7 protein-coding genes and 1 pseudogene are annotated in these 9,955 nt (G+C 68.2%); 3 read left to right on the top strand and 5 right to left on the bottom strand.

The annotated features are described in order from the left end of the window. Positions 1-55 precede the first annotated feature (55 nt). From ACFWM7_RS29510 to ngcE, 3 genes are read right to left on the bottom strand one after another with little or no spacing between them, the layout of a single operon-like run. On the bottom strand, positions 56-1,006 hold the full coding sequence (locus tag ACFWM7_RS29510; RefSeq protein ID WP_383266239.1) for a carbohydrate ABC transporter permease: 951 nt from the start codon (positions 1,004-1,006) through the stop codon (positions 56-58). Next, positions 1,006-1,926, bottom strand: a complete 921-nt coding sequence (locus tag ACFWM7_RS29505; RefSeq protein ID WP_356568107.1) for a sugar ABC transporter permease — start codon at positions 1,924-1,926, stop codon at positions 1,006-1,008. Before ACFWM7_RS29505 ends, ACFWM7_RS29510 begins: the two co-directional genes overlap by 1 nt. 49 nt (positions 1,927-1,975) lie before the next feature. Further along, on the bottom strand, positions 1,976-3,421 hold the full coding sequence (ngcE, locus tag ACFWM7_RS29500) for an N-acetylglucosamine/diacetylchitobiose ABC transporter substrate-binding protein (RefSeq protein ID WP_383266235.1): 1,446 nt from the start codon (positions 3,419-3,421) through the stop codon (positions 1,976-1,978). Between the two features lie 501 nt (positions 3,422-3,922). Here ngcE and ACFWM7_RS29495 point away from each other — a divergent pair. Further along, the gene (locus tag ACFWM7_RS29495; protein ID WP_383266232.1) at positions 3,923-7,807 is read left to right on the top strand and encodes a GH92 family glycosyl hydrolase; all 3,885 of its coding nucleotides are present in this window, start codon (positions 3,923-3,925) and stop codon (positions 7,805-7,807) included. A gap of 185 nt (positions 7,808-7,992) precedes the next feature. Here the strand turns inward: ACFWM7_RS29495 and ACFWM7_RS29490 are convergent, their stop codons facing one another. Both ACFWM7_RS29490 and ACFWM7_RS29485 read right to left on the bottom strand, forming a co-directional pair. Continuing rightward, positions 7,993-8,310, bottom strand: a complete 318-nt coding sequence (locus tag ACFWM7_RS29490) for a cupin domain-containing protein (RefSeq protein WP_383266230.1) — start codon at positions 8,308-8,310, stop codon at positions 7,993-7,995. A gap of 143 nt (positions 8,311-8,453) precedes the next feature. Further along, on the bottom strand, positions 8,454-9,074 hold the full coding sequence (locus tag ACFWM7_RS29485) for a histidine phosphatase family protein (RefSeq protein WP_205086982.1): 621 nt from the start codon (positions 9,072-9,074) through the stop codon (positions 8,454-8,456). A 98-nt stretch (positions 9,075-9,172) separates the two neighbouring features. On the opposite strand from ACFWM7_RS29485, the gene ACFWM7_RS29480 reads away from it, so the two are divergent. Together ACFWM7_RS29480 and ACFWM7_RS29475 are read left to right on the top strand one after the other, a co-directional pair. Then, positions 9,173-9,811 (top strand): hypothetical protein, encoded by a 639-nt coding sequence (locus ACFWM7_RS29480; protein ID WP_383266228.1) that lies wholly within the window; start codon positions 9,173-9,175, stop codon positions 9,809-9,811. Between the two features lie 34 nt (positions 9,812-9,845). Next, positions 9,846-9,955 (top strand): annotated as a pseudogene (locus ACFWM7_RS29475) (ATP-binding cassette domain-containing protein); the annotation flags it as partial.

The following is a 9,955-nucleotide window of genomic DNA, read 5'->3' as shown; positions in this document are numbered from 1 at the left end:
GACTCGATCCGCCGGGGCACCGGGCCGTTGTGGATACGTGACCTTCGCGCGTGGGCTACTTCAGCGCGCCCGCCGTCAGACCGGAGACGACCTGGCGCTGGAAGATGATGTAGGCGGCCAGCACGGGCAGCATCGCGATCACCAGACCGGCGAAGAGGCCGGAGTAGTCGCCCTTGTAGCCCTGGCTGGAGGCCAGCTCCACCAGGCCCTGGGCCAGCACCCGCTTCTCCGGGTCGGTGTTGAGCACCGTCGGCAGCATGTACTGGTTCCACTGCCCCAGGAAGTTGAAGATCCCGACGCTGATCAGGCCGGGCTTGGCCATCGGCAGCATGACCTGGAAGAACGTCCGGGTGTGCGAGGCCCCGTCGATGATCGACGCCTCCGCCACCGAGGTCGGCAGTGTACGGAAGAACGAGGTCAGGAAGAACACGGTGAACGGCAGCGAGTACGCGATGTACACGAGGATCAGGCCGTGGATCGTGTTCAGCAGCCCCATGTTGTCCATGACGTAGAACAGCGGGACCAGCGCCAGCATGATCGGGAAGCTCATGCCGCCGACGAACAAGAAGTAAATGAAGCGGTTGCCCGGGAACTCGAAGCGGGCCAGCACATAGGCGGCCATGGACCCGAGGACCAGAGTGCCGGTGAGCGAACCGCCCACCACCAGGATGGTGTTGAGGAAGTACTCGCTCATGTGGGCCTGGCTCCAGGCCCGGCCCCAGGCGTCGAAGCTCAGCGAGCTGGGCAGCGACCATGGGGTGTTGAAGATGTCCGAGTCGGTCTTGAACGAGGACATCACCGCCCAGAACAGCGGCAGGACGACCATGATCGCCCACAGGATCAGCATCCCGTGCGAGAAGACGTTGAGGACCTGGCCCTCACTGCTCTTCACGGGGGCCGACGAGCCCTTGGAGACCGTGCCGGTGCGCTGCGCCGGGACCTTGGCCGCGTCGGCGTCGGACGGGGATCCGGAGGGCCCGGGGGGAGGGGTGTCAGTGGTCTTCATCAGAACTCCAGCCGCTCGCGCCGGCCCACCCGCATGACGATGGCGGCGAACGCCAGCGTCACGATGAGCAGGGCGACACCGATCGTGGTCGCGTAGCCCGCCTGTCCGTCACGGAACGCCGCCTGGTAGACGTACAGCGGCAGGACGGTGGTCGAGTAGTCGGGCCCGCCGGGGCCGACGCTCATGATGTGGACGATCGCGAAGCCCTCGGCGCCGAGCGCCAGGATGCCCATGTAGACCCAGCCGGACTGGACCGTGTCCCACAGCAGGGGCAGCGTGATCCGGAAGAAGGTCGTGAAGCGGCTCGCCCCGTCCAGCAGGGCGGCCTCGTAGAAGTCCTTGGGGATGGAGGCCATGCCCGCGGAGAACAGCACCACGAAGAAGCCGGTCGTGCACCAGACGAGGACCGCCATGATGACCCAGAGCGCCAGCTGCGGGTCGCCCAGCCAGTTGGGTACGTCGTCGAAGCCGACGGCCTTGAGCGTGCCGTTGATCATGCCCTGGGCCGGGTCGAAGGCGAACTGGAACAGGATGGCCACGATCGCGATCGAGAGCACCTGCGGGAAGAAGTAGGCGATCTTGTAGAAGCCCGAGCCCCGTACGCCGGTGACGGCGGCGCCCTTGCGGCGCCGTCCGCCCACGTTGAGCATGAAGGCGAAGAAGAGCGCGAGGCCCAGCGTCACCAGCGGCAGCAGCACCGCCAGCAGCACACTGTGCTGCAGCGATTTCCAGAAGATGTCGTCGTCGAGCATCTTGGTGTAGTTGTCGAACCCGACCATCTTGAAGTCGGGGCTCAGACCCGTCCAGTCCGTGAACGAGTAATAAATGGACTGGATGAAGGGCCAGATGACGAAGATGACGTACAACGCCATCGGGACCACCAAGAACCCGACTATGAACCGGTATTTACCGTGTTGCATCGTTACCGACTCCGACCTTCCCGTGCTGCCCGCCGCTGGTGACGCGTGGTCACTGGTGCTTGAAGTGCTTGATGGACTGGTCCTTGGCGGTCGCGTCGGCGAAGGCCTGGATCTTCTTGATGGTCTCGGCCGGCTTGGCGCGGCCCGCCATCATCTCGCCGAGCGCGGCGACACCGATCTGCTCCTTCTGGAGCTTCACGTACCAGTCCTGCAGGCGCGGGTTGACCACGTTGGTGCCGGCCTTCTCCAGCGCGGCGACACCGGACTTGAGGCCGTCGGAGAGCTCGATGCCGTCCGTGCCGCCGTTGAAGGCGGACAGCGACTTCGTGCTGGTGGTGAAGGACTTGGAGGAGGCCTCGCTGAGCATGATGCGCAGCTGCTCCATGCCGCCCTCGACGTTCTTCGCCTTGCTCGGGACGATGAACGGCTCACCGCCGGACGCCCAGATGGTCCCGAAGGGCATCTTGTCCGAGGAGTCGAGGCCGGAGGGGGCGCCCACGGACAGCTTGAAGTCCTTGGGGATGATCGCCGCTTCCTCGTTCTCCACCCAGGAGCCGTTCGGGATGAACAGCGCCTTGCCGCGGGCCCACGCGCCCTGCGAACCGCGGTGGTCCAGGCCCGGCGTTCCCTCGAGGATGTAGTCCTTGGCGACGAGCTCGTAGTACGCCTCGAAGGCCGCCTTGACCGCGGGGTGCTCCCAGGCCTTCGGCTCCAGGTTGTCGATCGCGTCGAGGACCTCGACACCGCCGATCTTGGCGATGAAGGGGTACAGCGAGAAGGGGAGGTAGTAAGGGTGCTTGCCGGGGTAGGTCCAGCCGGCGATGCCCTGCTTCTTCGCCTTCGCGCAGAGCGCGAGCATGTCGTCCCAGTTCTCCGGGTACGTGGCGTCGAGCTTCTCCAGCGCGGTCTGGGAGTACCAGACGCCGTAGACCGTGTACGCGTAGTACATGATCCAGACCGGGTCGCCGTCGAACTGGCCCATCTCGACGATGCCGGGCCGCAGGGTGTCGCGGACCTTCTTGGCGGGGTCGTCGATGGAGGGGGCGTCGAGCAGCGGGGTCAGGTCGGTGAGCTGCTTCTTGCCGACCAGGACGCCCATGTCCATCTGCTGGGCGCCGGAGTTGTCGATCAGGTCCGGCGGGGTACCACCGTTGAACCGCGGCTGAAGAACCGACTGGATCTTCTGCGTCGCCGAGAACTTGACCTTCGCCTCGGGGTAGGTCTTCTCGTAGACGGCCTTGGCGTCCTCGGCGTACTTGGTACCGAAGCCGCCGTCGAAGATGACGATCTCCAGCGGGGCGCTGCCGTTGACGGCCAGCGGGTTCTTGTCGCTCTTTTCGCCCTTTTCGACCTTGTCGTCGCTGCTGCTGTCGCCGCTCGCGCAGGCGGACAGGAAGCCCATCGTCGGAACAGCGATCAGGCCGAGTGCGGCAGAACGCTTGATCAGATCGCGACGGCCAAGGCCCTCATTGTTGTGGGCGGAGGTGGATCCCATGCTCAAGTCCTCGCCTTCTCCAGGACTCAGGCGGTGTACCGGTCACCCGTCGAAACTCGCCTCAGGCGAAGGGCCCCGCCACCGCGGTCAGTTGCGCTTGGGTCATGCGGATATGCAGATGTACCGGACAGGCCGGTGCAGTGGGGATGCCGGGAGACCGTACAGCGAGGACGCCCTCGGCGTCTTGGCGACGTTCCAGTTTCCCCCGCGCACACCCGCGTGAAACGGCTGTGCAGATGCCGACAGGTATAGTCCACTTGTCGCCAACTGAGCAAGATCGAAAGCAGGTTTGGGCGGCAGTCTTTCCCGAGTTGAGACCTCACGGATACCTCGGCGTCCCGCACCCTCCTCCCCCGGCGGCTATTTCCCCATTCCGGCCGATTCGCCGACGGGCCCCGCGGCAACACCCTTGACACGTCCTGTCACTTGGCTCCCTACTGGACCTTGCATCCCGCTATGACAACGTTGTCCAGGCATTTTCCCGGGGAGGAACGGCTCGGCATGCAGCCACCACGCGGCCTCAACCACGGCTCCGACACAGCCCCTCACGCGGTCCCCCGCCCGGCCCCCCGCCGGAGACGGACCCCCACAGCAGCAGCCCTCGCGGCGTCTCTCGCCCTGGTGGTGATCGCCCCCGCGGTCGCCACCGCCCAGCCCGCCTCGCCGGACCGGAAGCCGTCCGGCGACCGGACGTTCAGCACCTCCTTCGAGGCGGACGAGAAGCAGCCGGACTGGCGCAACACCGTCGAGGAGGGCCCCGACGGCAAGAAGCGCTCCTCGGGCGTCGACGGGGGCTTCTCCTCCGGCATACCGGGCAACGTCACCGACCGGGTGACGGAGGTCCGCGCGAGCGCCGAGAACACCGCCGGCGGCGAGGTCAAGGAGAACCTCGTCGATGTCGAGCCGGGCTCCAAGTGGCTCACCTTCAAGCCCACCGGCTGGGTGGAGTTCGATCTGGACGAACCCGTCAAGGTCGTGACGTACGCCCTCACTTCGGCCAACGACCACGCCGAACGCGACCCGAAGGACTGGACGCTCCAGGGCTCGGCGGACGGCAAGGAGTGGACCGACCTCGACACCCGCACCGGCGAGTCCTTCGCCAAGCGGCACGAGACGAAGAGTTACGACTTCGCGGGCGACACCGCCTACAAGCACTTCCGGCTGGAGATCACCGAGAACAACGGCGCGGCGGACGCACTCCAGCTCGCCGACGTTCAGTTCTCGAACGGTGACACCTCCACGCCGGTGCCCGACGAGATGCGCAGCCAGCCCGACCGCGGCCCCTCCGGCTCCCCCACCGCGAAGTCGGGCGCGGGATTCACCGGAAAGAAGGCACTGCGTTACGCGGGCACGCACACGCCCGACGGACGCGCCTACTCGTACAACAAGATCTTCGACGTGAACACGGCCGTCACCAAGGACACCGAGCTGTCGTACCTCGTCTATCCGCAGATGGGCGAGACGGACCTGAACTACCCGGCCACCCACGTGGCGGTGGACCTCGCCTTCACCGACGGCACGTACCTGAGCGACCTGAAGGCCACCGACAGCCACGGCGGGCTGCTCACCCCGCAGGGCCAGGCGGACGCCAAGCGCCTCTACGTCAACCAGTGGAACAAGGTCGCCGCCCGGCTCGGCACGGTCGCCGCGGGCAAGACGGTCGACCGGATCCTGGTGGCGTACGACTCCCCCAAGGGGAAGGCGAAGTTCCAGGGCTGGATCGACGACATCACGATCGCCCCGAAGAAGCCCGAGAAGCGCAAGGCGCACCTCTCGGACTACGCGCTGACCACCCGCGGCACCAACTCCAGCGGCGGCTTCTCGCGCGGCAACAACATTCCGGCCACGGCGGTCCCGCACGGCTTCAACTTCTGGACGCCGGTGACCAACGCCGGTTCGCTGAGCTGGCTGTACGACTACCACCGGGGCAACAACGCGGACAACCTGCCCACGCTCCAGGCCTTCGGCGCCAGCCATGAGCCGAGCCCGTGGATGGGCGACCGGCAGACCTTCCAGCTGATGCCCTCGGCCGCGAGCGGCACCCCGGATGCCTCCCGGACGGCCCGCGCGCTGCCGTTCCGGCACGAGAACGAGACGGCGAAGCCGCACTACTACGGCGTCACGTTCGAGAACGGCCTCAAGGCCGAGATGACGCCGACCGACCACGCGGCCCGGATGCGGTTCACCTATCCGGGCAAGGACGCCAGCCTGCTCTTCGACAACGTGTCGAACGACGGCGGCATCACCCTGGACCCGAAGACCGGTTCGTTCTCCGGCTACTCGGACGTCAAGAGCGGCCTGTCAACCGGCGCGACCCGGATGTTCGTGTACGGCGTCTTCGACGCGCCGGTCACCGACAGCGGCAAGCTGAAGGGCGGCGGGGGCGACGACGTCACCGGGTTCTTCCGCTTCGACGCGGGCAAGGACCGTACGGTCAACCTGCGCCTGGCCACCTCGCTGATCGGCGTCGACCAGGCGAAGCAGAACCTGGCGATGGAGATCCCGGAGTCCACCTCGTTCGAGCGCGTGCAGCGCAAGGCGCAGGGCGCCTGGGACGACATCCTGGGAACGGTCGAGGTCGAGGGCGCCAACGCCGACCAGCTGACGACGCTCTACTCCAGCCTCTACCGCCTCTACCTCTACCCGAACTCCGGCCACGAGAAGGTGAAGGGCAGGAACAAGTACGCCAGCCCCTTCTCCAAGGCGACCGGCGAGAACACCCCGACCAAGACGGGCGCGAAGATCGTCGACGGCAAGGTGTACGTCAACAACGGCTTCTGGGACACCTACCGCACGACCTGGCCCGCCTACTCCTTCTTCTCCCCGAAGAAGGCCGGCGAACTGGTGGACGGCTTCGTCCAGCACTACAAGGACGGCGGCTGGACCTCGCGCTGGTCCTCCCCCGGCGCCGCGGACCTGATGACCGGCACCAGCTCGGACGTGGCGTTCGCCGACGCGTACGTCAAGGGCGTGAAGTTCGACGCCGAGGCGGCCTACGACGCGGCGCTCAAGAACGCCACCGTGGCCCCGCCGTCCTCCGGCGTCGGCCGCAAGGGTCTGGAGACCTCGGTCTTCACGGGGTACGCCAACACCGCCACCCACGAGGGCCTGTCCTGGTCCCTGGAGGGTTACGTCAACGACTACGGCATCGCCCGCATGGGCCAGGAGCTGTACAAGAAGACGAAGAAGGCGCGGTACAAGGAAGAGTCCGAGTACTTCATGAACCGGGCCCAGAAGTACGTCAAGCTCTTCGACGACAAGGCCGGGTTCTTCCAGGGCAAGAAGCCGAACGGCGACTGGCGCCTGCCCTCGGACCAGTACGACCCGCGCGTCTGGGGCTACGACTACACCGAGACCAACGGCTGGGGCTACGCCTTCACCGCCCCGCAGGACAGCCGGGGCCTGGCCAACCTGTACGGCGGCCGCGCCGGTCTGGGCAAGAAGCTGGACACGTACTTCTCGACGCCGGAGACGGCGGGCCCGGAGTTCGTCGGCAGCTACGGCGGGGTCATCCACGAGATGACCGAGGCGCGGGACGTGCGGATGGGCCAGTACGGCCACAGCAACCAGGTCGCCCACCACGCCACGTACATGTACAACGCGGCCTCGCAGCCGTACAAGACGCAGGAGAAGGTCCGCGAGGTGCTGGGCCGGCTCTACGTCGGCAGCGAGATCGGGCAGGGCATCCACGGCGACGAGGACAACGGCGAGCAGTCGGCCTGGTTCCTCTTCTCCTCGCTCGGCTTCTACCCGCTGGTGATGGGCAGCGGGGAGTACGCGATCGGCTCGCCGCTCTTCAAGAAGGTCACCGTCCGCATGGACAACGGCCGCAAGCTGGTCGTGAAGGCCCCGAAGAACAGCGACAAGAACATCTACGTGCAGGGCGTGAAGGTCAACGGCAAGAAGTGGACTTCCACGGCGCTCCCGCACGACGTGCTGGCCAAGGGCGGCACGCTGGAGTTCGACATGGGCCCGAAGCCGTCGGCCTGGGGCACGGGCAAGGACGCGGCCCCGGTCTCGGTGCAGAAGGACGACAAGGTCCCGACGCCCAAGGGTGACGCGCTGAAGGGTGCCGGGGAGCTGTTCGACGACACCTCCGCCACCTCGGCGACGGTCGAGTCGGTGGAGCTGCCGGTGTCCTCGGCGACGAAGGGGATCCAGTACACGCTGACCTCGGCGGCGGCGGACAAGGCCCCGAAGGGCTGGACGCTCCAGGGTTCGACGGACGGCAAGAAGTGGAAGGACGTCGATCGCCGCTCCGGCCAGACGTTCGCCTGGGACAAGCAGACCCGGGTGTTCTCGGTGGACAAGCCGGGCTCGTACACGAAGTACCGGCTGGTGCTGACGGGTTCGGCGACGCTCGCGGAGGTGGAGCTGCTGTCCTGAGCGTGACGCGGTGAGCGCGGGCGGCCGGTACCCCGGAGGACGGGGTGCCGGCCGTCGGCGCGTTCGCGCCCGGTCACTCGGCGGGGGCCTGCTCGCGGTCGGTCAGACGGTGGGGGGCTCGTCGTCGGTCAGACCGTGGGGCGGGCGGGCTCGTCGTCGGTCAGACGGCAGGGGCTCGTCGTCGGTCAGACGGTGGGGGCGCGCTCGTCGTCGGTCTTGATCTCGATCTCGACGAAGGACAGCCACGCGTCGCCGGTGTTCACGACGTCGTGCTCACCACCGGCCGGGCGGGCGTAGGAGACACCGGCGCGCAGGGCGGACTCGTTGACCGTTCCGTCGGCTGCGAACGCGCTGATGGTGCCGTCGACGACCGGAACGACGACGTAGGCGAGGGCGTGGCGGTGGTGGCCGGTGCGGGTGCCGGGCTCGAAGTCCCAGCGGGTGACCCGTACCCGCTCGTCCTCGTGCTGGAGGGTGGCGCGGGCGGTGGTGTCGTCGGTCATGGCGGTGCTGGCTCCTGGCTGGTCACGGAGCGGTGCTGGCTCCTGGCTGGTCACGGGCGGGATGGTCGTCGGGCCCCTCCAGGGTCGCTCAGGGGCCCTGTGGGCTGTCGGGGGGGGTGTCCCCGGGAGGGCTGTCGCGGGGGTCACTCCGGCTGGAGGCTCTCCGGCAGGGCGACGTTGAGCGCGGCGACGACCGGTCGGCCGTGTTCGGTGCCGAGGCGGGAGACCGCGCCCGTGGCGAGCTGGAAGAGCCGCCCCTCGGCGGGGGTCAGACCGAGGTAGCGGGCGGTGAGGACGCGCAGGAAGTGCGAGTGCGCGACGAGCGCGATGTCCTCCTCGTCCCTGACCTCCTCGGCGGCCGACCGGACGCCCGCGAGCACCTGGTCGGCCCGCTGCCCGATCTCGGCGGGGCTCTCCCCCGGGTGCTCCGGGGAGCCGGGGTCGACGCCGTCGGTCCAGAGGTTCCAGAAGGGGCGGGTGCGGCGGATCTCCCGGGTGGTGATGCCTTCGTACCCGCCGTAGTCCCACTCCCGCAGCTCGGGGGTGACCCGGGGAGCGGGGAGCCCGGCGAGCTCGGCGGTGCGGCGGGCCCGGATCAGCGGGCTGACGAGCGTGAGCCCGATGTGCCGGTCGGCCAGCAGCGGGACGAGCGCGCGGGCCTGGCGCTCCCCGACGTCGGTGAGAGGGAGGTCGGTCCAGCTCGTGTGCTGTCCGGAACGGGACCACTCGGTCTCGCCGTGCCGGATGAGGATCAGCTCGCCCATGGTGGTCCGTTCGCTTTCTGTGCAGGTGGTGTCAGTGGTGCGGGTGGGGCCACGTACCGTAAGCCCCTCATCTGCACGACTTCCCGTGGGGGGACCGCATGTCCGACAACTTTCCGCCGCCTCCGCCCGAACAGCCGCAGCCGGAGCACCAGGTTCCGGCAGGGGCCGTCCCGGCGGCGCAGCCCTCACCCTGGGCGGCTCCCGCCGCGCCGCCGCGCAAGCAGCGTACGGGGTTGATCGCGACGCTCGCCGTGGGCGGTGCGCTCGTCGTGGCGGGAGGGGTGGTGGTGCTCGTCCACTCGCTGATGTCATCGGTCCAGGACTCCATCGCGCTGCCGCCGGCACGGTCGGACGCGCCGTTCTCCGAGCCGTACGAGGATGAGCCGTACGAGGAGCCGTACGGCGAGGAGGAGACGGTGGAGCCCGCGCCGCAGGCCACCGTGACCGAGCCGGACGTGGAGGAGGACGTCACGATCACCGCGTGCACGCGCGATCCGCAGATCGGATGGCAGTCGGCGAAGGTGAAGGTCGTGAACGGCTCGTCCACGACGGCGAGCTACAACATCGGGGTCGAGTTCCTCGGCAAGGACGGCGCGAAGGTCGCCGACGGCATCACCGGAGTGGTCGACCTCGCGCCCGGCAAGAGCGTCGTCGAGGAGGTCCATGGCCTGGGCGAGGTGCCGCCCGGCACGACCTGCCGACTTGTCGACCTCCTGCGGGTGCCGACCGGGGACTGAGTCGGGCTCCGGCCACGGACGCGGAACGCGGCTGCCCGGGGGACTGTCGGGCGGACAGCGGCAGCGGGTCGCGCTGGCACGAGCGCTCGCCGCAGGGCCGTCGGTGCTGATCTGCGACGAGGCCACCTCCGCACTGGACACGGT

It is taken from the genome of Streptomyces sp. NPDC058375, assembly GCF_042723425.1.
In the GTDB taxonomy this organism is placed as follows: Bacteria; Actinomycetota; Actinomycetes; order Streptomycetales; family Streptomycetaceae; genus Streptomyces; species Streptomyces durocortorensis.
The sequence above is the reverse complement of the archived record's forward strand: the minus strand, read 5'-3'. Positions and strand labels throughout refer to the sequence as shown.

Excerpts from the sequence above, each read along its gene's own strand:
- ACFWM7_RS29510 (WP_383266239.1), bottom strand. The coding sequence starts at position 1,006 with ATGAAGACCACTGACACCCCTCCCCCCGGGCCCTCCGGATCCCCGTCC.
- ACFWM7_RS29505 (WP_356568107.1), bottom strand. The coding sequence starts at position 1,926 with ATGCAACACGGTAAATACCGGTTCATAGTCGGGTTCTTGGTGGTCCCG.
- ngcE (WP_383266235.1), bottom strand. The coding sequence starts at position 3,421 with ATGGGATCCACCTCCGCCCACAACAATGAGGGCCTTGGCCGTCGCGAT.
- ACFWM7_RS29495 (WP_383266232.1), top strand. The coding sequence starts at position 3,923 with ATGCAGCCACCACGCGGCCTCAACCACGGCTCCGACACAGCCCCTCAC.
- ACFWM7_RS29490 (WP_383266230.1), bottom strand. The coding sequence starts at position 8,310 with ATGACCGACGACACCACCGCCCGCGCCACCCTCCAGCACGAGGACGAG.
- ACFWM7_RS29485 (WP_205086982.1), bottom strand. The coding sequence starts at position 9,074 with ATGGGCGAGCTGATCCTCATCCGGCACGGCGAGACCGAGTGGTCCCGT.
- ACFWM7_RS29480 (WP_383266228.1), top strand. The coding sequence starts at position 9,173 with ATGTCCGACAACTTTCCGCCGCCTCCGCCCGAACAGCCGCAGCCGGAG.